The sequence below is a fragment of the Streptomyces rishiriensis genome (assembly GCF_003112535.1).
Classification (GTDB): domain Bacteria; phylum Actinomycetota; class Actinomycetes; order Streptomycetales; family Streptomycetaceae; genus Streptomyces; species Streptomyces rishiriensis.
On the sequence record NZ_BEWA01000006.1, the window covers coordinates 257998 to 282182 of the forward strand.

The following is a 24185-nucleotide window of genomic DNA, read 5'->3' on the forward strand; positions in this document are numbered from 1 at the left end:
CCCCACGGTGCGGACGGTGGGAGGAGGCCGACGGGAAAGCGGTCTCGAAGTGTTTGCCTCGCTCATGGCGTCGACCGGCCCAGCAACCGTTGCTCGTCCCACCAGGGCGGTGTCTCGTCGGTCACCGGTGTGATCTCCACGAGGGTGATCTCATGGCGGGCCAAGGTGAGGTCCAGCTCGGCGCGCCCTTCCTGGACGGAGAGCCGCCGGTGGCTGCGGGCGGGCTCGGCAGCCTCGTGGAGGACGTCCAGCTGCCCGGGTCGCGGCGAGCGTGGACTGCCCATGTGACGCCAGGCGGTGTACGCGTTTCCCCGGTCCTCGTCGACGGAGGACCGGCGGACGAAGACCTCCCGGGCAGCGACCGGGAGCGACAGGCGCAACGCATGCCGGTCGGGGCCCGCGGTCAGGCCCGTCGGGTCTACGGGGGCCCAGGCCAGGACCGCGATCCGGCCGTCCGCATGGCGGGTGATGAGGTGGTCGTCGCCTCGGGCCAGCAGATCGGGCCCCATCCGGGCCATGAAGGCGTACAGGTGGTAGGTCGGTTTCTTGACCTGCCGGTGGGTGAGCAGTCCGAAGCCGCCGTGGAAGAGAGCCGTGGGGACGCCGATTTCCTCGAACACGTCGCTGAACGTCCAGTAGGAGAAGGAGTCCACGAGGTCGCCTCCGTGGGCGAGCACGGGAGCGAGGTAGGCGGCGTGGAACGCGGTGTCGTGGATGGGATTGTCGGGCCGGTAGGAGGAGTTGAACTCCGTTATGTGCAGGGGCAAGCCGGCCAGTGCGGTGCCCTTGAGGCGTTCACGGGGAGCGGCGAACTGGTCGAGCAGGTCGGAGGCCGGGGCGAGTGCCTGGTGGGCGCCGAACGGAACATGCTGGGCCGGCCCCGAGGTGTAGGCGTGCTTCGACACGAAGTCGACCGGGACGTCCCGGCGCTCGGCGAACTCGGCGAACCTCTCCAGCCAGTCATCGGCACCGGGCGAGATCGCGGGGCCTCCGACCTGGAGACCGGCGTCCACGTCTTTGACCGTGCGCGCGGTGATCTCGTACAGCCGGTGGTATGCCGATTCGTCCGCGTCCTGCCAGAAGTCGCGCAGGTTGGGTTCGTTCCACACCTCGACGGGCCAGTGCCGGACCTCGTCGAGACCGTAGCGGTCGACGAGGTGGGTGAGAGTCGCACGCACCAGGTCGGCCCACTCGTGGGGAGAGCGTGGCGGGGTGACATTGCCGCGCCACCAGAAGACCGTCTGTTCGCCGGAGGCCAGCGCGGCGGGCATGAACCCGAGCTCCAGAAACGGCCTGATACCGGTTTCCAGGTAAGCGTCGAGCACCTGGTCGACATAGGTGAAGGAGTGGTGGACTCGGCGAGCCCCTTCGAGGTCGTAAGGCCGGTACACGCCCATGCCGTCGCTGAGCAGGCCGTGACCGCGGATGTGCCGGAAACCGATTTCACGCTGCAGCAGGCGGAGGGAGTCCTGGTAGTCGCGGCGTAGGGCCAGTTCCACTCGGCCGGTGCCGACGCAGTGTCGCCAGGCGTCGGAGAACCGTCCCGTCGGATCGGCAGGGACGCGGATCATCCGTTCTCCTTCTTGAAGCGTTCGCGCGCCTTGTTGTGCAGCCCGACGAGCCGATCCATGTTCTTGGCCTTCAGCTCGGTCACGTAGTCGCCCCATTCGGACAGTGGGCGCTTTCCGAGGACGAACTTGAGCATGTTCTGGGTGACGTGGTCCCTCAAGGGGGTGTCCCAGAGCGAGGCCTGCTCCTGTTCCACGGACTGCAGCGGATGGGCCGGGTCGATGGGCAGCTGCTTACGCTGAGCCATGGCGTCCTGGAATCTCTTCTCGTCCGGACTGAAGGACGAGGACACCAGCGCCCAACTGCCGCCGTAGGTGAACACGCCGTTGAAGAACCCGTAGTCCTTCTGCAAGTCCTTCGGCGCGTCCGGGTCCGATCCCATGAGGCTGATGCCGGGCTCGAGCTTGTACTGGCTGCCCGAATAGGTGTAAGTGGTGCCCTGCACACCCCACTTGGCGAACCGCTGGCCCTCGTCCGAGTACCAGAGCCAGTCGACGAACTGCATCATCGCGACGAAGGTGTCGCTCTTGAGGGCCTTGGTGGAGATCATGACGCCGTTCTCCAGGCGAGCACCGCCCATCACCACGGGGCCGGCCGGGCCGAGTGGAACCGGCACCATCTCGATCTTCGCGCCCTTGACCTGCTTTTCCAGGTTGTAACGGTAGTTCTGGACCAGCTCCTGGGGGTTGGCGCTGATCGCGAAAGACTTCTGGCCGAGAAGTTTCTGAACCGCTTCGTCGTCTGTCTGGGTGAAGCTCTCCGGGTCCATCAGTCTTTCAGCAACCAGTTTCCTCAGGTACTCGACCACCTGGCGGTATCCGTCCGTGGCACCGGTGAAGACGAACTCTCCGGCCTTCGTGTCGAAACTGATGTTGTCGTAGGTCCAGCCGGCCTTCACACCGTGCGCCTGGCCGAGATAGCTGAGCAACGCGGCGGCCGGGAAGGGAGTGTTGGTGCTCCAGCGGTCGGAGAAGGGATAGAGATCCGGGTGTTCGGCCTTGATCGCCTTGAAGACGTCGTAGACCTCGTCCCAGGTCGTGGGCAGGTTCAGACCGAGCTTGCCGAGGACGTCCGTACGTAACGACAGGGAGTAGCCGGATTTGACCTTCTCGTGCAGGCCGGGGAGCAGGTAGTACTTTCCGTCGGACTGGCGGATGGAATCGAGCTCGGGCTCCAGCTTCCATTTTCTGACCTTGTCCTGGAAGTTGGGCATGAGGTGCACATACTCGCTGACCGGGAGGATCGCACCCGAGGAGACGAAGGCGACCTCCGACGGATGATAGGTCTTGGGGATCAGGAACGGGGCGTCGCCCGCCCCGATGAGGACACTGCGCTTCTTCTCGTAATCGCTCAGCGGGACGGCGATCGGCTTCAGGGTGATCCCGGTACGCTGGGTGAGCTCCTTCCAGAAGATCCAGTTTTCCTTCATCGGGTAGACGGGGTTGTTGTTGTGCAGAATGGAGAAGGAAATCGGTTTCGACGCCTTGAACTGCTGTCCGACGCGGTACTCCTTCATCGCTCCGTTCTGCTTCTTGGAGAGGTCTTTGGTGTCACCTCCGTCTCCTCCGCTTCCACAGCCGGTGAGGGCCGCGAGGCCGACGAAGCCTGCGGCGGACAGCATCTGTCGTCGTGACAGCTGGCCTGTGTTCTTCACGGAGACTCCTCTGTTCCGTAAGGGGTTACGGCTCTCAGCCCTTGACCGCGCCGAGCGTGACGCCGGAGACGAAGTAGCGCTGTACGAACGGGTACACGCAGAGGATGGGCAGCGCTGTCAGCACGATGGTGACGGCCTGGATGTTCGCCCCGACCTGGCTGAGCTGATCGGTCCCCGCGCCGGCGTTCCCGCCGGTGGTGGCCCCCGAGATCAGGTTGCGCAGATAGACCGTGGCCGGCATCAACTCGGTCCGGTCCATGTAGAGGTACGCCGAGAACCACGAGTTCCAGAAGGACACGGAGTAGAACAGAATCATCGTGGCGATGACCGCCTTGGACAGCGGCAACGCGATTCTGAGCAGGATGCCGTAGGTACTCAGGCCGTCGATCTCGGCGGCCTCCTCGAGTTCGATCGGCAGGCTCTCGAAGAATGCCTTCATCACCAGCAGGTTGAAGACGCTGACCGCGTTGGGCAGCGCGATCGCCCAGACGGAGTTCTTCAGGCCAAGGCTGGTGACCAGGACGTAGTTCGGAATCAGACCGCCGGTGAAGAACATGGTGAAAACGGCGACGCCGACGAGCACTCCCCGCCCCTTGAGATTCCTTTTCGACAGAACGTAGGCGTAGCAGGTCGTCAGAACCATGGCGATGACGGTGGAGACGACCGTGTAGAGAACTGTGTTTCCGTAGTTGCGCCAGAACATCGAGTCCCGGAAGACGATTTTGTACGTCGTGAGGTTGAATCCCTTCGGCCACAAGGTCACTTCGCCGGCACGGATCTGGCGTTCCCCGCTGAAGGACCGGGCGATGATGTTGACGAAGGGATACAGGGTCACGAGCACGACAAGGGTGAGGATGACACCGTTGACGCCCTGGAAGACGCGGTAGCCACGGGTGGGCTGGTGCACGGAGGTGCGCGGGCGCGGAACCCGGGCGGTCAGGAGTTTCACCACAGGCTCGTCCCCACGCTGCGACGCGACAACAGGTTCGCGCCGGTGATCAACACGAGTCCGATGACCGCCTCGAACAACCCGATTGCGGCCGCGTAACTGAAGCTGTTGGACTCGACACCGGTTCGGTACAGGTAGGTGGAGACCACGTCGGCCGTCGGGTAGGTCAGCGGGTTGTACAGCAGGAGGACCTTCTCGAAGCCGACCGCCATGAACGTGCCGATGTTGAGGATCAACAGCGTGATCATGGTGGGACGGATGCCCGGCAGCGTGACGTGCCAGATCTGCCGCCAGCGGCTCGCGCCGTCGATGCGGGCGGCCTCGTAGAGATCCTCGTCGATGGTCGTGAGCGCCGCGAGGTAGAGGATCGTGCCCCAGCCGGCGGTCTGCCAGATCTCCGAGCCCACGTAGATCGTCCGGAACCATCCGGGTTCCTGGATGAAGCGGACCGGTTCGTGGCCGAACCAGGTCAGTGCGTGGTTGACCGGACCGTCCGTGGCCAGCATCTGCAGGGTGATGCCGGCGACGATCACCATCGACAGGAAGTGAGGAAGATACGAAATCGATTGCACAAGCTGTTTCAGCGAGCGTCGCCGTACCTCGTTGAGCAGCAGCGCCAGGATGATCGGGATGGGAAAGCAGAACACGAGCGTGAGGCCGCCGAGCCACAAGGTGTTGCGGAAGACCTGCCAGAAGGTGGGGTCGGTCAGGAACATCCGCACGTAACGGAGCCCCACCCACTGCTCCCCCAGGATCGAACCGCCCGGCTCGAAGCGGCGGAACGCGATCACATTGCCGATCATCGGCAGATAGCGGAAGACGAGGAAGAACAGAAGCGGCAGCACGGCCAGCGAATACAGCTGCCAGTCCCGGCGCAGAGCCCGACCCCAGCCTCGGCGGGCGGTCGGTCGCGCCGGCCCGTGCCGGGTCTTCGCAAGCGGGTGCCGGGTTCCTGACGGTGGGGCCGACCTGGTGGAGGTGCTCATGCTCGGGCCTCCTGGGGCATCCTTCGAAACGCTCGATTCGCCGTGCGTGATCTCGAAACTTTCGTGCCCTTACCGGTAACTCTGCGGAAACGTAAGGGCTCACGGAAAGCGCTGTCAATGGGTGCTGCACGGTGGACCCGTGGGACGTCGGGTGGCGTTGTGGAATCCTCATGGGCGGGGTAGAACCGGGACGTCGACTGCTTCGTCTCCCGCAAATTTCTGGCTGACCTACGCAACGATCGCTCCCCCCACGACCCTGCGAGGTGGCACCGTGCCTGCGTTCGACCTGCCGCTACCCGAGCTGGAACACCATCGCCCGCCGCTCGACGAGCCCGCCGAGTTCGACGCGTTCTGGGCCGAGACCCTGCACGAGGCACAGCAGCGGGAACCGCTGGTTTCCGTGCATCCCGTCGAAACCGGTCTCCGTCTCGTGCAGACGTGGGACGTCACCTTCCGAGGCTTCGCAGGCGACCCGGTCAGGGCATGGTTCACCCGCCCGACCGGCGTGCGGGAACCGCTTCCCGCAGTCGTCGAGTACGTCGGCTACGGGCGCGGGCGCGGCTTCCCGCACGAGCGGCTGACCTGGGTGAACGCGGGCTATGCGCATCTGCTCATGGACAACCGGGGCCAGGGGGACCAGTACGGCGACGGAGGCGTCACCCCGGACCCGCACGCCACCGCGCCGGGTGGGCCGGGTCCCGCCGCCCGCGGCCTGCTCTCTCCGCGGGACTATCACTATCGGCGCCTGATCACGGACGCGGTGCGTGCCGTGACGGCGGTCCGCGCCCTGCCCGGTGTGGATCCGGTCCGCACGGTCGCCGTCGGGAACAGCCAGGGCGGCGGGCTGGCCCTGGCCGTCGCCGGCCTGGTACCCGATCTGGCCGCCGCCCTCGTCACGGCGCCCTTTCTGTGCGGCATCCGGCGTGCCCTGGACCTCACCGACACGGGCCCTTATGGGGAGATCGCCTGCTACCTCTCCGTCCATCGCGGTAGGGAAGAAGCCGCTTACCGCACGCTTTCCTATGTAGAAGGCGTTTCCTTCGCCCGGCGGGCCCAAGCCCCGGTCCACTTCGGCACAGGCCTGCGCGACATCGTCTGTCCTCCGAGCGGGACGTACGCCGCCTTCAACCGCTACGGCGAGCTCAGCAGTGGGCTGCCCGCCCGCAAAGAGCTTCACCCGTATCCGTTCAACGGGCACGAGGGGGGTGGGGGCGAGCACGGGAAGCGCCAACTCCATTGGCTGGCATCACAGTTGGCTGAATGACGCGCCAGCCGCGCCTCACCCTCCGCCGGCCACGCATCCCTTCTTCCCCCCTCCGGCCGGGGGAACTGGTGAACCGGGCCCGCATCCGGCGGCCGTGGGTGACCAGCACATGAGCACCGGCGCGCCCGCTCAGCCGACCAGCGTCTCTTCCGCCTCCTCGACCGGGCAGGTCGAGAGCTGATCGGCGGGCCCGGCTGATCGGTGAGCCGGTCCGGCAGAAGCAGGTCAACGGGTTCCTTCACCAGCCGCGCGCTCGATCCGCCTGCGCGGCCCGTACGACAAGGCGCCCATCCCCATCAGAAGTGGCCGGGCTCGAACAGTACGCCTGACACCAGACGGTCGACGTGCGCCTCCCGGTGCCGGGCGGGCCGAGGCCGGGCAGGCCAGGGGGCCGGGCAGGCCGGGGGCGGTCGCCGGGCCGACCCGGGGGCGAATGCCGCGGGACCGCTCGGGATTGCTTCGCTCTCCCGTCGCGGGACCGTCCGTCCGGTTCGCTGGCCCGGTGAGCGTTGAGCGCCCACCGGGCCCCTCTACTGCGGCAGTGGCTCAACCGACCCTGCAGGGCAGGCTTGTCGTGCTGTCTCCGCCCGCGCCGGAGGTGACGTACCCGAACGTCGTACTCTGGCCCGGACTCAACGAGCCGTTCCAGTCGGCGTTATGGACCATCACCGCCTGCCCGGTGTATGTGGCGTTGCCACTCCACAGGCTGGCGACGGACTGACCTGACGGCAGCGTCCAGTCGACCATCCAGCCGAGCATCGGGACGTCGCCGGAGTTGGTGACGGTCACCTCGGACTGGTAGCCGCCGTTCCAGGTGTTCGTGGTCCTGCGGGTGGCGGTGCAGACGCCCGGAACCGGCTCGGTCGGATTGCCCGGTTCGTGGATACCGGTTACCTCGCCATTTCCTCCGTCGAAGACGACGTCGGAACAGGAGTAGAAGGTCTCCGCGCTGTCCGAACGCTGCCAGACCATGTAGATGATGTGCCGGCCGGACTTGTTGGCCGGGAGTTGGCCGGTCCAGGAGTAGTTGGCCTCCACCGTGCCGGGGCTGCCGTGCAGCGGTGGGTGGTCGACGGAGAGGAAGGGCTGGCTCTCGATGTCGTCCCAGGTGAGTGTGCGGGTCGGGTCGAAGCCGTCCTTCGTGACGTAGACGTAGAACCAACCCGGGTGGGCTGCCCAGGCGTTGTAGGAGAAGTCGACGGTCGAGCCCGCGGTGAGATGGGTCAGGGGCCAGTCGTTGCGCGGCGCGTTGAAGCCGGTGAAGTTGGTGTTGCCGCCGCTGCACAGTTGGCCGTCGGGCACGAAGCCGCGGGTGCGGCCCGCGCCGTCGGAGCGCAGCACCGAGAACCAGTTGTAGAACGGCGTGGTACCGCTTACCTGCTGTGCGTTCCTGCAGGCCGGGTTGATCGGCTTGATCTCACCGGTGTCGGTCAGCGCGTCCCGCCAGCACAGAAACGTGCGACTGGCGGGTTTCATGGGAGTGCCGTGGGCCTCGGCCTTGCCGCCGGCCGTGACGATCAGACCGAGGGCGGGAACGGTGGCCAGTAAGGCCAGGAGGACGAGGAAGAGGGCATGGGTGCGTAACTTGGATTTCCGGTTTGGCGTGATCATGACAGATCGCAGGACAGATTGCATGACAGGTGAGTCCGCCTTCCGTGTACGGACCGTGCGGGCATGGGGTGCACTGCGGATGCGGGAGCGGTTCGCACACCTGCGGGGTGCCAGCGGGCATGCGCGGGCCTCGCGGTGGCGAAGTGGGAGCGTCCCGCTCACGCCCGGCGGGTTCCGGTCCACCGGGCGCGAACACATGGGAGCGCTCCCACCTCACCTGTGGCGGAAGGTAGCGCTGTACGGCCCACTTGTAAACGGGGTTGTACGGGTTTCTTCGAGCATCGGACCGTCAGCGGTGGTGCGGCGACGCCTGAACGCCCGGCCTGCGAGGGTGGACTGCTTCCGGCAGTCCGGGCGGCCCGGTGGTCCGGGCGGCCCTTTCGCCCGGAATCCGTCGACGACGGCGCGGGCGACCAGCAGGGCGGGCACGGCACCCCGTCACCGGCGCGGTGCAGACGACTCACCGGTCGGCGCCAGCCGGCTGGCCGGCCGAGGACGCGTGCGGAGGCTTCAGCGCGGGACCGTACTTCCCGGACCGGCGCAGCGGTCCGCCCGGCCGCAGCACCGCCTCGAGCACGGAGAACGGTTTCGCAACGTGGCCGACGGCGGGGACGAGGACGCGACCGGCGCGCGCCCCTGGAGGGCCGGTCGTGTCCGGTCACGTCCGGACTGGTGTCCCGGGCAACCGCAGCGACCCGGTGTTCGAGCCGAGAATGGTGGTGGCTCGGGCGGGCACGGCTCAGGGCCGCACCCCCGTCGCCGGGGGTGCGGCCCTGAGCTGCTTTGCGGTACCGCTTACTCGTCCGCTTACTTGCTTACTTGCGGATCAGGCTGCGGAGCACGTACTGCATGATGCCGCCGTTGCGGTAGTAGTCGGCCTCACCGGGGGTGTCGATGCGGACGACCGCGTCGAACTCGACGCCCGTGTCGGTGGTGACCTTGACCGTACGCGGGGTGGTGCCGTTGTTGAGCTCCTCGACGCCGGTGAAGGAGAAGGCCTCCTCGCCGGTCAGGCCGAAGGACTCGGCGTTGGTGCCCTCCGGGAACTGCAGCGGGAGGACGCCCATGCCGATGAGGTTGGAGCGGTGGATGCGCTCGTACGACTCGGCGATGACGGCCTTGACGCCGAGCAGCGCGGTGCCCTTGGCGGCCCAGTCACGCGAGGAACCCGAGCCGTACTCCTTGCCGGCCAGGATGGCCAGCGGGACGCCCTGCTCGATGTAGTTGCGGGAGGCGTCGTAGATGAACGACACCGGACCGCCGTCCTGCGTGAAGTCGCGGGTGTAACCGCCTTCCGTACCCGGCGCGATCTGGTTGCGCAGGCGGATGTTGGCGAACGTGCCGCGGATCATGACCTCGTGGTTGCCTCGGCGGGAGCCGTAGGAGTTGAAGTCACGACGCTCCACACCGTGCTCGGTGAGGTACTTCCCGGCGGGGGTGTCGGCCTTGATGGCGCCGGCCGGGGAGATGTGGTCGGTGGTGACCGAGTCGCCCAGCTTGGCCAGGACGCGCGCGCCGGTGATGTCGGAGACCGGGGTGGTCTCCATCGTCATGCCCTCGAAGTAAGGGGGCTTGCGGACGTAGGTCGACTCGGCGTCCCACTCGAAGGTGTTGCCGGTCGGGATCGGCAGTGCCTGCCACTGGGCGTCGCCCGCGAAGACGTCCTGGTAGGACTTGTTGAACATGTCCTCGCCGATGGCGTTGGCCACGACGTCGTTGACCTCGGCCTCGGAGGGCCAGATGTCCTTGAGGAAGACCGGGTTGCCGTTCTGGTCGGCGCCCAGGGCGTCCTTGGTGATGTCCACCTTCATGGAGCCGGCGAGGGCGTACGCGACGACCAGCGGCGGGGACGCCAGGTAGTTCATCTTGACGTCGGGGTTGATCCGGCCCTCGAAGTTGCGGTTGCCGGAGAGGACCGAGGTGACGGCCAGGTCGTGGTCGTTGACGGCCTTGGAGACCTCCTCCGGCAGCGGGCCGGAGTTGCCGATGCAGGTGGTGCAGCCGTAGCCGACGAGGTTGAAGCCGACCTTGTCGAGGTACGGGGTGAGACCCGCCTTGTCGAAGTAATCGGTTACGACCTTCGAACCCGGGGCGAGGGTGGTCTTGACCCACGGCTTGCGGGTCAGGCCCTTCTCCACGGCCTTCTTCGCGACCAGCGCGGCGGCGACCATGACGTACGGGTTGGAGGTGTTGGTGCAGGAGGTGATCGCCGCGACCGTCACCGCGCCGTGGTCGATCTCGTACGTCGAGCCGTCGGGGGCGGTCACGGTGACCGGCTTGGACGGGATGCCGTTCGGGATCGTGGACGGCGCGTCGGAGCCGGGGAAGGACTCCTTGCTGGCCTCGTACTCGTCGTTGACGTAGTTGAGGACGTCCTTCTTGAACTGCTCGGCGGCGTTCGCGAGGACGATGCGGTCCTGCGGGCGCTTCGGGCCGGCGATGGAGGGGACCACCGTCGAGAGGTCGAGCTCCAGCTTCTCGGAGAAGTCGGGCTCGGCCTTCGGGTCCAGCCAGAGGCCCTGCTCCTTGGCGTACGCCTCGACGAGCGCGACCTGCTGCTCGGAGCGGCCGGTGAGCTTGAGGTACTTCAGGGTCTCGTCGTCGATCGGGAAAATCGCCGCGGTGGAGCCGAACTCCGGCGACATGTTGCCGATGGTGGCGCGGTTCGCGAGGGAGGTCGCGGCGACGCCCTCGCCGTAGAACTCGACGAACTTGCCGACGACGCCGTGCTTGCGCAGCATCTCGGTGATCGTGAGGACGAGGTCCGTGGCGGTGGTGCCGGCGGGCAGCTCACCGGTGAGCTTGAAGCCGACGACGCGCGGGATGAGCATGGAGACCGGCTGACCGAGCATCGCGGCCTCGGCCTCGATGCCGCCGACGCCCCAGCCCAGCACGCCGAGGCCGTTGACCATGGTGGTGTGCGAGTCGGTGCCGACGAGGGTGTCGGGGTACGCCTGTCCGTTGCGGACCATGACGGTCCGGGCCAGGTGCTCGATGTTCACCTGGTGCACGATGCCGGTGCCCGGCGGGACGACCTTGAAGTCGTCGAAGGCGGTCTGGCCCCAGCGCAGGAACTGGTAGCGCTCCTTGTTGCGGCCGTACTCCAGCTCGACGTTCTGCGCGAAGGCCTCGTTCGTGCCGAACTTGTCTGCGATGACCGAGTGGTCGATGACCAGCTCGGCCGGGGAGAGCGGGTTGACCTTCGCGGGGTCGCCGCCGAGCTCCTTCACGGCCTCGCGCATGGTGGCGAGGTCGACGACGCAGGGCACGCCGGTGAAGTCCTGCATGATCACGCGGGCCGGGGTGAACTGGATCTCCTGCGACGGCTGGGCCTGGGAGTCCCAGGTGCCGAGCGCACGGATGTGGTCGGCGGTGATGTTCGCGCCGTCCTCGGTACGGAGCAGGTTCTCCAGCAGCACCTTCAGGCTGTACGGAAGGCGAGCCGAGCCTTCCACCTTGTCCAGCCGGAAGATCTCGTACGACTCGTCGCCCACCTGCAGCGTGCTGCGGGCGTCGAAGCTGTTCGCCGACACGACAGTCTCCTTCATTGATGTGCGCGTACCACCGCATCCTGCCGTCACGCGGGCTTGGCCAATCCGCTGAGGTGAGGCTAAGTTAGGGTGCCCTTACCAGGTGGCGGCTGCGGTGCGCCTTCGGCAGATATCTCGATGTCGAGATAACTCTAGTACATGGGGGCTGAATGGTCATGCCCGGGCTCTCCTGTCCGCTCTCATCCAATCGAGGCGTTTACTCAGCGAACCCAGTCGGTTGCCCTTCCGTATCAGCGAACCTAGTCGTGAGGGTGATCGCACTGGGGGTGCTGGGTGGCTGTACCGGCTGAGGTGAATCTCGCGGCGCCGTACGTCGAGCTGTCGTACGTGGACGCCGTACGCGAGCGCCAGCGGCGCCCGCTGCTGGACTGTGTGACGAACCGGTTCGAGGACGTCGCTCCGGTGCGGCCGTTTCGGTGGTCACAGGGTGAGCGTCACTTCGCAGGCTGGTACTGGGCGGCGACGACTGGGCAGCATGTCGGCTTCGAGTCGTGGCTGGAGCGGGACCGGCTTGTGCTGATGGACTTCGATCCCAAGGTGGTGGGGATTGCCTCGCAGCCGTTCTGGCTGCACTGGCACGACGGCGAACGGGAGCGTCGGCACGCCCCGGACTACTTCGTGCGACGAGCGGACGGCTCGGCTGTGGTTGTCGATGTCCGTGCGGATGAGCGGATCGAGCCAAAGGACGCCGAAGCGTTCGAGGTGACGCGTCTGGCTTGCGTCCGGGCCGGGTGGGGGTTTCAGCGGGTCGGGGTGTCGGAGGAGGTGTTGCTGGCGAATGTCCGGTGGCTGTCTCGCTACCGGCATCCCCGGTGTCTGAACAGCCTAGCCTCGGGGCGGCTCCGCGAGGTCTTCGCAGCCCCGACGCCGCTTATGGCTGGGGCGGACACGGCCGGGGATCGGCTGGCGACGCTGCCCGTGCTGTTCCATCTGCTCTGGCTCCAGGAGCTGACCGCGAAGGGGATGGCGGTCGAGTTGATGGGACCGCGCACGGTCGTGCACCTGGCCGGCGGGGGTACCCGGTGACCAGGAAGAGGCGGGTGCCACCCACAGCCCGAATCGCGGAATTTCCTATGACGGCCGCTGAACAGGCCCGCTGGTGGGAGACGCACGTCCTGGAGGTCCTGCACGGCCTGCCGCCGGATACCCCGGAAGGGTCGAAGCCGCGGCCTGGGTTCGATCCGAAACAGCACTCGCTGGCCCAGCGTGAGCGGGCCAAGGCCGCCGAGCTGACGGCGGCGGGACATCGGGTGACGGCCAGCGGCATCAAGCAGCGGCGCCAGCGCTACCAGAGGGACGGGCTAGTCGGGCTCGCGGACGGCCGGTCGGCCAAGCAAATGCCGCCCTTCGGGCAGGCCCACGTGGCCGTGGTGGAGGCAATGCGGCAGGCCATCGCCGAGTCCGCCGAAGCGTCGTCGAGAACCATCGGATTCATCATCTGGCGGACCAAGCAGATCCTTGCTGATCGCGAGGAGACCGCTGCCGCCCAGCTGCCGTCACGGGCCACGCTCTACCGGCTGTTCGAGAAGCTGGCCGCGGACACCCACGCCACCGGGTCGGCCCGCACCCGCCGCTCGGTCACCGTTGACGGCCGCTGAACAGGCCCGCTGGTGGGAGACGCACGTCCTGGAGGTCCTGCACGGCCTGCCGCCGGATACCCCGGAAGGGTCGAAGCCGCGGCCTGGGTTCGATCCGAAACAGCACTCGCTGGCCCAGCGTGAGCGGGCCAAGGCCGCCGAGCTGACGGCGGCGGGACATCGGGTGACGGCCAGCGGCATCAAGCAGCGGCGCCAGCGCTACCAGAGGGACGGGCTAGTCGGGCTCGCGGACGGCCGGTCGGCCAAGCAAATGCCGCCCTTCGGGCAGGCCGACGTGGCCGTGGTGGAGGCAATGCGGCAGGCCATCGCCGAGTCCGCCGAAGCGTCGTCGAGAACCATCGGATTCATCATCTGGCGGACCAAGCAGATCCTTGCTGATCGCGAGGAGACCGCTGCCGCCCAGCTGCCGTCACGGGCCACGCTCTACCGGCTGTTCGAGAAGCTGGCCGCGGACACCCACGCCACCGGGTCGGCCCGCACCCGCCGCTCGGTCACCGTGAGGCCGACGGGGCCATTCGGCGAAGTGCCAGCCAGCGCACCGGGCGAGCTGATGCAGATCGACTCCACTCCGCTGGACGTGCTTGTTCGCTTGGACGACGGGATCGCCGAGAAGGTCGAGCTGACGGCCATGGTTGATATCGCCACGAGGTCGATCACCGCAGCGGTGCTGCGGCCCACCACGAAGGCCGCGGATGCCTCCGCCTTGCTGGCCCGCAGCGTCACCCCAGAGGCAATGCGTCCAGGCTGGTCGGATGCCCTCCGGATGTCCCGATCGGTACTGCCGCACCGGCGGCTGCTGAGCATCGACGAACGCCTGGAGCACGCAGCCGCCCACCCGGTGATCGTTCCGGAGACGATCGTCTGCGACCACGGCAAAGTGTTCGTCTCACACAACTTCCGGGCGTCCTGCCGCTACCTGGGCATCAACCTGCAACCTGCCCACAAAGCGACGCCGACCGACAAGGGCGCAATCGAGAGAACGCTGGGCTCCGTGGCGACACTGTTCGCCCAGTTCGTCGCTGGTTACACCGGATCCACCACTGACCGCCGCGGCCGAAAGCTGGAAGACGGGCCGCTGTGGTCGCTGCCCGAGCTCCAGGCCCTTCTCGATGAGTGGGTCATCGCCTGCTGGCAGACCAGGCCCCACGACGCACTGCGCGACCCAGATGCGCCAGCGCGGGCGTTCTCTCCGAATGAGAAGTACGCGACGCTGCTTGAGTCCTGCGGCTACGTTCCGGTTCCGCTCGGCGCCGATGACTACGTGGAGCTTCTACCCGAACGCTGGCAGGCGATCAATGCCTATGGCATCCGTATCAAGCACCGCATCTATGACAGCCCGGAGTTGAATCCCTTTCGCCGCCAGCACTCCGGGGTGCTCGCGAAGAAAGGCCTGTGGGAGATCCACCACGACCCCTACGACGTCTCCCGGATCTGGGTACGCGACCGCCGAGGCGACCGGTGGATCACCGTTTTCTGGAAGCAGCTGCATCGCGTCGGGGTGCCGTTCGGCGAACTGGCCTGGGACCGGGCCTGTGAACAAGTCCCCGGGGGCACCGAAGAACAGATTGCCGATGCCGTCAGTGCTCTGCTGCGGCGAGCCCACGATGGCCCCGTCGCCAAGGAGAGCCGCCCGGCAAAGCGTTCCCGACGTGACCGCCGGGCCGCCGCCCGCACCCGGGCTACCGCCACGGACCGACAGGTCCCCACCGCACCATCTGCCGAGCCCGCACACGACGGCGAGACGGACACCGACCTCGCTGAAGTCATCCCGCTGGGGCTCTTCGACCCGCTCGCCAATCCCTGGAGGCGCCCTTGACCACGTCCCCACCGGCCGCCCTGCAGGAGGCCGATACCGAGGCGAACCGGCAATTGGCCACGTTGGACGGGTGGCGAAGGTTTGTCGCCGGGGCCCCTGCGGCTCCCGTCCTACTGTCCCCCGATGATCTGAAGCGGCTCTCCTCGGCTGAACGTGATCTTTACGACGATGACCGGCTCGACCATCACGCCCGCATGCTCACGGTCGCCACGTCATTCGTCGAGAGGACAGTGATTTGCGGTCGCCGGTTGGTCCTGCTCAATCGCCACGCCATCAGTGCCCGCCGAGGGCTGATGGTCTCCGGGCTTCCCGGCACGGGAAAGACCAGCGCCATCTCCCAGCTCGGGCGATCCCATGAGCTTCTCGACCGGGCTCGCCATCCGAAGGTCTCGGGCCGCATTCCTGTGCTCTACATCACCGTTCCTCCCGCCGCTACTGCCCGCATGGTCGCCGCCGAATTTGCCCGCTTTCTGGGCCTACCAGTGCGTCACAGATCAAACATGACGGACATCATCGAGGCCGTGGTCGGCGTCTGCACCGACACTCGCACTGGCCTCGTGCTCGTCGATGAGGTCCACAACATCTCGCAGGTAACCCGAGCAGGCGCCGAAGTCTCCGACACCCTCAAGTATTTCTCGGAACGCATCCCCGCGACATTCGTCTATGCGGGGATCGGCCTGGAAACCAGCGAGCTCCTGGCCGGCACGCGGGGCGCCCAGATTTCGGGCCGCTTCACCCTCGTCCCCACTCGCCCTTTCCCCTACGGCGACGAGTGGAAAGGACTCATCGCAACCTTGGAGAAAACAATTCTCTTGCACAACCACCCTCAGGGCAGTCTGGTCAAGCTGGACCGTCACCTCCACAAGCGCACTGGTGGGATGATCGGAGCGCTGTCACACGCAATCCGGGGTGCCGCCATCGACGCGATCCTCAACGGCACGGAACGGGTCACGAAATCGGGGATCGATGCGATCTCTCTGGACCACGCTGCGGAAGTTTCCGCGCCATTCCACGCAAAGGCATCCACATGCTGACAGGAGCTGTCGAACTACCGCGTCGGCTCCCCATCCAAGTCCCGCCACGCTTTGGGGAAACCACAGATTCCTACATCCGGCGGCTGGCCCGCGCAAACCATCTCAAGCCGAGCTATCTGCACGAGTATCTGTGTGGACCGCCCTACTGGTTCGGGAAACCTCTTCTCGATCGCCTCGCTGCTGTCTCTGGCCGGTGCCCTGATGCCCTGGACCGCGCCCTTGCCGACGCCAGTTCACGCCGCGGCCGCTTCAAACCAACCGCACGCTACGCCAGAAGGTTCCCTTTCCACGGCCGTCTCGACCTCCGTTACCACATAGCCCGTGACGCTTACAAGGGCGTACCCATGCGGCTACTCGCACAGCGCTACGGCGTCCAGCGATGGGTCGTACACCGCGCTCTGGACACTGCCCAGCCGCTTCTCCCAGGGACACGTCGAGGTGCCGACCCCATCGGTGGTGAAATCTCCGACCTACTCGAAGGAATGATCGCCGCTGGCCTCAACACCAGACAAATGTGGGCCGAACTCCTCGACAACCACGAGTGCTCAATCTCCTATGGAGCACTCGCCTACCACCTCCGACACACCCGATCCTGGCAGCAGCGCCTGAAATGAGCGTTCGCGGGGGCGGCCAAAACTGAGCCTGACCGAAGGGGTCCGAGTGGCTCGTTAGTACATTTTGAACACTCGCACACTCTCTTCCAAGTCTGCTACGAAAACCGCGACGGCGATGAGGGGAGAGACCACGAAACCGATGTCGCAAAACAGGTCCGCCAACGCAGATGCCAGCGAGAGGATCAGAAGGGCAAGCCCAACGGCAGTCAAGCTCTCGCGGCAAATGAACTGGAATTCCTTGGCCGGCCTACGGAAAATCAATGGAGCAGAGAGGAGCACCACGGAAGAGAGCAGAAGAAGGTTGCGCGTCAACGACGTCAGCTGCTGACCCGCCCCGTTGGTTGAGTTAGTGAATAGCTGAGACCATGCGGCTAGGGAGATTGAGCCCGCAATGAGTAGCGTGTTGAACTGCCGAGTCGTTGTTTCGAAGAACTCCTCATGACGCTTCTTCTTTTCCGTGTTGGTTTGCCCCGAATACTGAAGGACCTTCACATGTGAGCTGGTGAACGGCTTGTCAGTTCTCCAGCAATAGCTCACGATCACCGCGAGACGGAGCGCGATCACGCCACATAGGCTACCTAGCAAGAATGCGTCGGTCATGCCGATTCCTAGCTGCACGGCCGCCGGCGACACTTGTTATCTTCATATGTGATGCGACCGTGAATACATTCACCCGAATTCAGAGACACAATCTCGTTCAGATCGACCGCGTTAGCGAGTTCACCTAGCTTGCCCAATGAATCAGCTACAGCTCGAACATCCCCCGCTTCCGCTTGCATAGCGACAGCGACCCCAAAGGCCTGAGCTGCTTCAACTGTCCAGTGCAGCACGACGCCAGGATCGGCACCATCCCGCGCCAGTGAAATAGCGTGCTCATGTGCCGCATCGGCTACTTCGGAGAATCCTTCGAGAGCTGATTCGTACCTACCCTCGGCGATATCCATCCAGGCTTTCGCCGCCCTGTCCGTCAGCTTGCCCAGCTCTTCCGGATCATCCATCTAGCCTCACTCTGCCGCGGTTGACGCCTGGTAGAGAATCTCGCGTTGATGACATGGCACTTCAAGCAACTGGCGTTCGGCGCGGCCTACGCTTCGCCCGACTGGGCGCACGACGGCTGCGCGTCAGCGCCTCCGCGTTCGGCACACAGAACGGGGCAGGGAGCAGGCACAGACGGCTATGACGAACCCCAGCCCGTACCGGCCGTCTGCGAGCACCAGGCCCCGCAGCGAGTACTCGCTGTCTCAGTCAATCCAGTCCGCGCAGGTCAGCACGGGCTATCCGACTGGTTTCACTGAGACAGGACATCTCCTGTCCGCTGTCATCCGATCGACCGATCGACGCGTTCGACAGCGAACCCGGTCGTTTCGGCTTCCGTACCGGCCGCTCACACCGCGCGAAGCGATGCGCTGAGGGGGCTGCGAGCGTCGAGGGGGCCGTGCGAGCCGAGGGGGTCGAGGGGCCGGGTGGCCGTACCGGTCGGGGGCGGATCTTGCGCGACCGTACGTAGAGCTGTCGTACGGGGATGCGGCAGGCAGGGCTGTCGCACGGGGATGCGGTGCGTGAGCGGGGGTGTCCCGCTGCCGGACTGTGTGGGCGGCCCGGTTCGAGGATGACGTCGTCCCGGCGGCGACGTTTCGCTGATCGCGTGGTGAGCGTCACTTCTCGGGCTGGTACGGGGCGGCGGCGAAAAACACCGCTGGCAGTGCCGTCGGTCGGTGAGTGGAGCCGGTCGTCCCGTCATCCGGTCGAGGCGTTCGACGCCGAACCCCGCGCGTCCATGTCCTCGCGTCGTCCGGCCGGGCCGGGGACCCCAAAACGAGGGTGGGCAGGCGCAGTTACAGGGAAGAATAGCCGCCATGACGTACGAAGGCTCCTCCATCGACCCGGCCAAGCCCAGCATCGCCCGCGTCTACGACTACCTGCTCGGCGGCAAGGACAACTACGCCGTGGACCGTGAGATCGGCGACGTGTTCAAGCGAGACCTGCCCGGTTCGGTGGCCATCGCCTTCGCCAACCGCTCCGCCCTGACCCGGGCGGTCAGGGAGATCGCGAAGACCACCGGCATCCGGCAGTTCATCGACCTGGGCAGTGGCCTGCCGACCGCGGACAACGTCCACCAGGTCGCGCAACGGCACGCTCCCGAGTCCCGGGTCGTCTACGTCGACATCGACGACCAAGTGTTGGTCCACGGCCGCGCTCTGCTGGAGAACAACGACCGGACCCGCGTCGTCGCGGTCGATGTGCGCAATCCCGAAGGCATCCGCACCCACCCCGACACCCTCGAACTCATCGACTTCACGCGTCCCGTCGCCGTCATACTCAGCGCCATCCTCCACCACGTCAACGACGACGAGGACCCGGCCGGCATCGTCCGCTACTGGCGCGACCACGTTCCCTCCGGAAGCTACTTCTTCATCAGCCACTTCCGCTCCGGCAACAACCCGGAGACCGCGGAGGCCGAGAAGGTCCTCCAGCAGACGTTCGGCCGCGGCCGGTGGCGCACGGACGCGGAGATCGCCTCCCTGCTGGACGGCCTGGAGATCCTCGACCCCGGGATCGTCCCCGCGTCCCTGTGGCATCCCGACGAGACCGACAACCCGTGGAACACCGGCAAAAGGCGAGAACTCACGGTCTGGGAACACCTGATCGCCGCCGGACTGGCCCGGAAGGCCTGGACATGAGCCCCGGATGGGGATCGCCGGGGGGTTTCTGCCTACGCCGGCCGAGTACATCCGCCACGGCGGTGGGACCGATGGTGCGACGGGCGGGGCGACCGACTTCAGTGTCGAAGGACATCGACGGCCGCTTATGGTGAGAGACGGATTCCGTACTCGTCGAGCCACGCACCTAACTCCCGGCGGGTGGCGCGGACGAGTCTTCCGCCGGTGAATCGCACGTCGTTCGTGACCTCTGCCACGCACGCCGGGGGAAACGGAAAGGCAATCGCTTCCTGATCATTTCCGAACTCGGCCTCGGCCAGGACCAGGCCCTCCAGGGGGCCGTCGAAGACGTCGACGCCCAGGGGCGGCAGGCTGAGCCGCGTCTTGGACAGCACGGCCGCGGGCAGCGAGGCGAGGAGGTCGTACTCGCTCTGCGACAGATAGGTGTTCGTGATCAGTCCCTGGACGGCGCCCGGCTGACCTGCCGGGATTTTCTGGGTCAGCTTGAGCTCCGGGGCGTCGGCGTCCGGGCGCTCCACCCGCCTGAGCCGTAGGCGTGTGTCGTTCAGATACCGGTCTCGAATCAGCCGGGTGGCGGTGACCGGCGCAGACGCCGGAGGGCCCGGCATCAGAAACCTTCTTTCCCGTTCGATCCGCGCGTACTTCTGAGCGTGCTGCTCGCCTGGCAGCCGGTCCGCCAGTTGCTCAGGTGTTCGCTCGGCTTGCCGCTCAGGTCTCCGCTCGCTCTGCCGCTTCTCCATGCACCCAGACTCCCAGCAGATCCCTGGACAGGGAGAGCCCAAGCGGCCATGGCGGTCGTCCGATGCGGAATCCACGTCGCCGACGGCACGACCACCGCGAGGGAAACGCCTGCCGCGAGGACGATGCCTGCCGTGAGGGAGCCGAGCCGGCAGTCGGCAGTCGGCACTTGGCGCTCGGCGGGCGACATGCGTCGCGCGGCACTCAGCCGACGGACCGGCCGCGGTGACGTGAGCCCCTCCTGGTGCCGCCTTCGGGCCCCGCGGGCAACCTGGGCAGAGAACGGTTTCTGAATGGGCGTCATGGGCCCGTCGCGCCGGGGTAAACGAGAGCGGACAGGCACCCCCGACGAAGGAGGCTCCGATGCCCCTCACTTTCCGCAAGAGTTTCCGCATCCTCCCCGGCGTGCGGCTCAACATCAACCGGCACTCGTGGTCGATCACCACCGGCGGCGGGCAGCACGGCCCCCGTCACACGCACAGCAGCACAGGACGTCGTACGACATCGATGGATTTGCCGGGACCTTTCGGGTGGCGTCGTACGAGTAAGGCCAAGCGCCGTTGACGAGCTGTCACCCGAACGGACCCCCCGACGAGGCGACATCTCATATCTGAGATAACCTCAGCCTCATGGCAGACGACTACCTCGTACGCATCGGCAAGCTCATCCGTGACGCCCGTCAGCACCGAGGCTGGACACAGGCACAGCTGGCCGAAGCGCTCGGAACCAGCCAGAGCGCCGTCAACCGCATCGAGCGGGGCAATCAAAACATCAGCCTTGAGATGATCGCTCGAATCGGTGAAGCCCTGGACAGTGAGATCGTCTCTCTGGGCTACGCGGGCCCCATGCACCTGCGTGTCGTGGGCGGCCGTCGGCTGTCCGGCGCGATCGACGTGAAGACCAGCAAGAACGCGTGTGTGGCCCTGCTGTGCGCCTCGCTGCTCAACCGGGGGCGCACAGTGCTGCGCCGGGTCGCCCGGATCGAGGAGGTCTACCGCCTGCTCGAGGTCCTCAACTCCATCGGTGTGCGGACACGGTGGATCAACGACGGCGTCGACCTGGAGATCGTGCCGCCGGCCGAGCTGGACATGGCGGCCATCGACGCCGAGGCCGCCGTGCGCACCCGTTCCATCATCATGTTCCTCGGCCCGCTGCTGCACCGCATGGACACCTTCAAGCTGCCGTACGCCGGCGGCTGCGACCTCGGCACGCGGACCATCGAGCCGCACATGATCGCACTGCGTCGGTTCGGGCTGGAGGTCGCGGCGACGGAGGGGCAGTATCACGCCGTCGTCGACCGCGCCGTCCGCCCGGACCGGCCGATCGTGCTGACCGAGCGCGGGGACACGGTCACCGAGAACGCGCTGCTGGCGGCCGCGCGGTACGACGGCGTAACCGTTATCCGCAACGCTTCTTCGAACTACATGGTTCAGGATCTCTGTTTCTTCCTGGAGGCGCTCGGCGTCAGGGTCGAGGGGATCGGCACCACGACGCTCACCGTGCACGGTGTGGCGAACATCGACATCGACGTGGACTACTCCCCCTCCGAGGACCCGGTCGAGGCGATGAGCCTGCTGGCCGCCGCCGTCGTCACGGAGTCGGAGCTGACGGTGCGCCGGGTGCCGATCGAGTTCCTGGAGATCGAGCTCGCGGTCCTGGAGGAGATGGGCCTCGACCACGACAGGACGCCGGAGTATCCGGCCGACAACGGCCGCACGCGGCTGGTGGACCTCACGGTCCGGCCCTCCAAGCTGGAGGCGCCGATCGACAAGATCCACCCGATGCCGTTCCCCGGCCTGAACATCGACAACGTCCCCTTCTTCGCCGCCATCGCGGCCGTCGCCCAGGGCAAGACCCTCATCCACGACTGGGTCTACGACAACCGCGCGATCTATCTGACGGACCTCAACAGGCTCGGCGGGCGGCTCCAACTCCTCGACCCGCACCGGGTTTTGGTGGAGGGACCGACCCGCTGGCGGGCCGCCGAGATGATGTGCCCGCCGGCCCTGCGCCCTGCGGTGGTCGTGCTGCTGGCGATGATGGCGGCGGAGGGCACGTCGGTGTTGCGCAACGTGTACGTGATCAACCGCGGTTACGAGGATCTGGCCGAGCGGCTGAACTCGATCGGGGCGCAGATCGAGATCTTCAGGGATATCTGACGGCCCCTCCTGGCCGAGCCGCCGTCCCCCCTCGACCTGCGCGAAACGCCCTACGAGGGGGACGCGGCGGCATCGCGGCGACTGCCGCGGGACTGCGGGGCTGCGGAACTCGTCCGAGTGTGCCGCCCTGGCCTGTTCGCCGTGCGGTCGGTCCGCCCCAGGCCGCGCGCCCTGTCCCTGTGTCAGCGTGGCGTACTGCGCCCTCCTCCGCCAGTTGCCGGGCCTTGGAGAGGCCCCCCGCTCCCCCCGCCGGCCCCGAGCTGACCGCTCGGCGGCGGGGCGGCCGCATCGCCGTCCCGCCGCCGCGGCCGATCACGTGCCGGCCAGGTCCGACCGGACCCTGACCAGACCTTGATCGACGCCAGGTCGGACCCCGATCGGACCCTTGCCGGCCCCTGAGGCAGACCCAGGGTCAGACTCAGTCCAGATGCAGCTGAGACCCAGGTCAGATGCAGCTCAAACCCAGGTTCAGATGCATGTCAGATGCAGGCGAGACCCAGGCCGGACCCCGCTCAGACCCAGGTCAGATGCAGGTCAGACCTGGGTCAGGGTGATGTCCTGCTGCTGTACGGCATGGAAGCGGGGCAGGGGGAGGCCGCTGTCGGGGCGGAGTTCCATCAGGGTGACCTCGACGTGGGCGGCGCCGGGCTTGAGGTCGTCCGGGGTGGCCTTGCCGGTGTTCTGCCAGGCGTGTTCGGCGCCGTCGCACACCGCGCGGGTGCCGCCGATGCCGTGCCGGGCGCCGTCGGCGCTCTGGCCGACGGAGGAGCTGACGAAGACCGGGCCGCTGTCGCCGACGCAGCGGTAGGTGCCGGAGAGCGTGATGGTGCCGTCGGCGGCGATACGGCCGGCCGGGTCGACGGTGACGGACTCCGACGGGGCCGCGTGGGCGGTGACCGCCGGGGCGGCCAGCAGGAGCAGGGCGGCGCCGGCGGCCGCGGACAGTGCGGGACGCATCGACATGGGAGAACCTCCTGTGATGGGGGCCTCCACTGGTACCGGGCGGACCGGCCCGGGGCGGTGATCGTCACTCCTTCGGTGGCGAGTCCGCGCCTGTCGTCGACGAACGGTCCTGGACTTGTCCTGGTGCTGTCACGCTTCCGGGCGGTCTCTGGCGATTCCTCCCGGCCGGGCGCATGGTCTAACCACAGGGGCCGGCCGGACGGCCGATCCCGTCGACGTGGAGGTGCGAAATGTGTTCCCACCTGTTTCCCGGCGCTTCTGTCCACGCCCGGCCCTCCGCCGACGCCCGCCCCGGGCATGTCGTCGCCGCCCACCCCGAGCAGGGGTGGAACCTGCTGTGCGACGGCACGATCGTCTTCGACGACTCGGGTGAGCTGCTGCCCGACGGCCGGGTCGTGGACCCGCACCGGGTGACCGCGGAGCTCCTGGCAGTGGCGGCCTGACCCGACGGCCCTCCCCTCGCGCGAGTCAGTGCGCGGTGGACGGCGGCGAGCCCAGCACGGCGATCCCGTCGAGCTCGACGAGCGCCCGTTCGTCCCAGAGCCGCACGACTTCGACGACGGCCATGGCCGGATAGTCCCGGCCTGCCAAGTCGCGCCAGATCCGCCCGAGTCGGGGCGCGTGCGCGCGGTAGTCGGCGACGTCAGTGGCGTGGACGGTGACCCGGGCGAGGTCGGCCGGAGCGCCGCCGCAGCGACGCAGCGCCGTGAGGAGATTGCCCAGGGCCCGCTCGAACTGCTCCGGGAGCCCCTCACCGACGATCTTCCCCTCGGCGTCGAGCGCGGTCTGCCCGGCCAGGAAGACGATGCGCTCGCCGGTGGCGACGACGGCGTGCGAGAAGCCGGTGGGCGGGGAGAGTTCGGACGGGTTGACGCGCTCGGCGCTCACTTGGCCTCCTGATCGAGTCCACGACTGGTACGGCCTGTTCGACGGCCCCGGCCCGTCGGCCCGTCCCGCGCCGGTCGACCGCTTGCGTCCACTTGCGTCGACTTGCATCC

Annotated in this window: 20 protein-coding genes; 9 read left to right on the forward strand and 11 right to left on the reverse strand. The window is 67.0% G+C overall.

Annotation, left to right across the window (positions count from 1 at the left end):
• Window positions 1-62: 62 nt before the first annotated feature.
• Genes Sri02f_RS12490 through Sri02f_RS12505 form a run of 4 tightly spaced genes read right to left on the reverse strand, consistent with a single transcriptional unit; the run spans window position 63 to window position 5158 of the window.
• A complete protein-coding gene (locus Sri02f_RS12490) occupies window positions 63-1571 on the reverse strand; it encodes a GH39 family glycosyl hydrolase (protein WP_109001206.1) in 1509 nt (502 codons plus the stop codon).
• Window positions 1568-3223 carry an ABC transporter substrate-binding protein gene (locus Sri02f_RS12495; protein ID WP_109001207.1) on the reverse strand — a complete coding sequence of 552 codons (1656 nt, stop codon included), beginning with the start codon at window positions 3221-3223 and terminating at the stop codon, window positions 1568-1570. Before Sri02f_RS12495 ends, Sri02f_RS12490 begins: the two co-directional genes overlap by 4 nt.
• A gap of 34 nt (window positions 3224-3257) precedes the next feature.
• On the reverse strand, window positions 3258-4172 hold the full coding sequence (locus Sri02f_RS12500; RefSeq protein WP_373865094.1) for a carbohydrate ABC transporter permease: 915 nt from the start codon (window positions 4170-4172) through the stop codon (window positions 3258-3260).
• Window positions 4169-5158, reverse strand: coding sequence for an ABC transporter permease (locus Sri02f_RS12505; RefSeq protein WP_109001208.1), 990 nt, complete (start codon window positions 5156-5158; stop codon window positions 4169-4171). Before Sri02f_RS12505 ends, Sri02f_RS12500 begins: the two co-directional genes overlap by 4 nt.
• Window positions 5159-5429: 271 nt before the next feature.
• Here Sri02f_RS12505 and Sri02f_RS12510 point away from each other — a divergent pair, with 271 nt between their 5' ends.
• Window positions 5430-6422 carry an acetylxylan esterase gene (locus Sri02f_RS12510; RefSeq protein WP_109001209.1) on the forward strand — a complete coding sequence of 331 codons (993 nt, stop codon included), beginning with the start codon at window positions 5430-5432 and terminating at the stop codon, window positions 6420-6422.
• Between the two features lie 546 nt (window positions 6423-6968).
• Here the strand turns inward: Sri02f_RS12510 and Sri02f_RS12515 are convergent.
• Together Sri02f_RS12515 and acnA are read right to left on the reverse strand one after the other, a co-directional pair.
• Window positions 6969-8033 (reverse strand): lytic polysaccharide monooxygenase auxiliary activity family 9 protein, encoded by a 1065-nt coding sequence (locus Sri02f_RS12515; protein WP_109001210.1) that lies wholly within the window; start codon window positions 8031-8033, stop codon window positions 6969-6971.
• Between the two features lie 815 nt (window positions 8034-8848).
• Window positions 8849-11566, reverse strand: a complete 2718-nt coding sequence (gene acnA / locus Sri02f_RS12520) for an aconitate hydratase AcnA (protein WP_109001256.1) — start codon at window positions 11564-11566, stop codon at window positions 8849-8851.
• 309 nt (window positions 11567-11875) lie between these two features.
• Between acnA and Sri02f_RS12525 the strand changes: the two genes are divergently transcribed.
• Genes Sri02f_RS12525 through Sri02f_RS12540 form a run of 4 tightly spaced genes read left to right on the forward strand, consistent with a single transcriptional unit; the run spans window position 11876 to window position 16032 of the window.
• Window positions 11876-12610 (forward strand): TnsA-like heteromeric transposase endonuclease subunit, encoded by a 735-nt coding sequence (locus Sri02f_RS12525; protein WP_373865095.1) that lies wholly within the window; start codon window positions 11876-11878, stop codon window positions 12608-12610.
• A 47-nt stretch (window positions 12611-12657) separates the two neighbouring features.
• A complete protein-coding gene (locus Sri02f_RS12530; RefSeq protein WP_109001212.1) occupies window positions 12658-13182 on the forward strand; it encodes a hypothetical protein in 525 nt (174 codons plus the stop codon).
• A complete protein-coding gene (locus Sri02f_RS12535; RefSeq protein ID WP_109001213.1) occupies window positions 13169-14998 on the forward strand; it encodes a TnsB C-terminal domain-containing protein in 1830 nt (609 codons plus the stop codon). The genes Sri02f_RS12530 and Sri02f_RS12535 overlap by 14 nt, the downstream gene beginning before the upstream one ends.
• The gene (locus tag Sri02f_RS12540; RefSeq protein ID WP_373865096.1) at window positions 14995-16032 is read left to right on the forward strand and encodes an ATP-binding protein; all 1038 of its coding nucleotides are present in this window, start codon (window positions 14995-14997) and stop codon (window positions 16030-16032) included. Before Sri02f_RS12535 ends, Sri02f_RS12540 begins: the two co-directional genes overlap by 4 nt.
• Window positions 16033-16700: 668 nt before the next feature.
• Here Sri02f_RS12540 and Sri02f_RS12545 read toward each other — a convergent pair.
• Both Sri02f_RS12545 and Sri02f_RS41190 read right to left on the reverse strand, forming a co-directional pair.
• The gene (locus Sri02f_RS12545; protein WP_109001214.1) at window positions 16701-17246 is read right to left on the reverse strand and encodes a hypothetical protein; all 546 of its coding nucleotides are present in this window, start codon (window positions 17244-17246) and stop codon (window positions 16701-16703) included.
• 8 nt (window positions 17247-17254) lie between these two features.
• Window positions 17255-17644, reverse strand: coding sequence for a hypothetical protein (locus Sri02f_RS41190; protein ID WP_159106702.1), 390 nt, complete (start codon window positions 17642-17644; stop codon window positions 17255-17257).
• Window positions 17645-18493: 849 nt separating this feature from the next.
• On the opposite strand from Sri02f_RS41190, the gene Sri02f_RS12550 reads away from it, so the two are divergent.
• Window positions 18494-19327 carry an SAM-dependent methyltransferase gene (locus tag Sri02f_RS12550; protein WP_109001258.1) on the forward strand — a complete coding sequence of 278 codons (834 nt, stop codon included), beginning with the start codon at window positions 18494-18496 and terminating at the stop codon, window positions 19325-19327.
• Window positions 19328-19452: 125 nt separating this feature from the next.
• Here the strand turns inward: Sri02f_RS12550 and Sri02f_RS12555 are convergent, their stop codons facing one another.
• Window positions 19453-20067 (reverse strand): CYTH domain-containing protein, encoded by a 615-nt coding sequence (locus Sri02f_RS12555; protein WP_245970611.1) that lies wholly within the window; start codon window positions 20065-20067, stop codon window positions 19453-19455.
• Window positions 20068-20428: 361 nt separating this feature from the next.
• Between Sri02f_RS12555 and Sri02f_RS12560 the strand changes: the two genes are divergently transcribed.
• The gene (locus Sri02f_RS12560; protein WP_109001215.1) at window positions 20429-20629 is read left to right on the forward strand and encodes a DUF4236 domain-containing protein; all 201 of its coding nucleotides are present in this window, start codon (window positions 20429-20431) and stop codon (window positions 20627-20629) included.
• Between the two features lie 65 nt (window positions 20630-20694).
• Complete coding sequence (locus tag Sri02f_RS12565; protein ID WP_109001216.1) at window positions 20695-22224, forward strand: helix-turn-helix domain-containing protein; 1530 nt, start codon at window positions 20695-20697, stop codon at window positions 22222-22224.
• Between the two features lie 534 nt (window positions 22225-22758).
• Here the strand turns inward: Sri02f_RS12565 and Sri02f_RS12570 are convergent.
• Window positions 22759-23187, reverse strand: coding sequence for a DUF6299 family protein (locus tag Sri02f_RS12570; protein WP_109001217.1), 429 nt, complete (start codon window positions 23185-23187; stop codon window positions 22759-22761).
• 230 nt (window positions 23188-23417) lie between these two features.
• Between Sri02f_RS12570 and Sri02f_RS12575 the strand changes: the two genes are divergently transcribed.
• Window positions 23418-23630 carry a DUF5999 family protein gene (locus tag Sri02f_RS12575; protein WP_109001218.1) on the forward strand — a complete coding sequence of 71 codons (213 nt, stop codon included), beginning with the start codon at window positions 23418-23420 and terminating at the stop codon, window positions 23628-23630.
• A 25-nt stretch (window positions 23631-23655) separates the two neighbouring features.
• On the opposite strand, the gene Sri02f_RS42725 is transcribed toward Sri02f_RS12575, so the two are convergent.
• Entirely contained in the window at window positions 23656-24183 is a 528-nt protein-coding gene (locus Sri02f_RS42725; RefSeq protein WP_245970613.1) for a RidA family protein, read from the reverse strand.
• Between the last annotated feature and the right edge of the window lie 2 nt (window positions 24184-24185).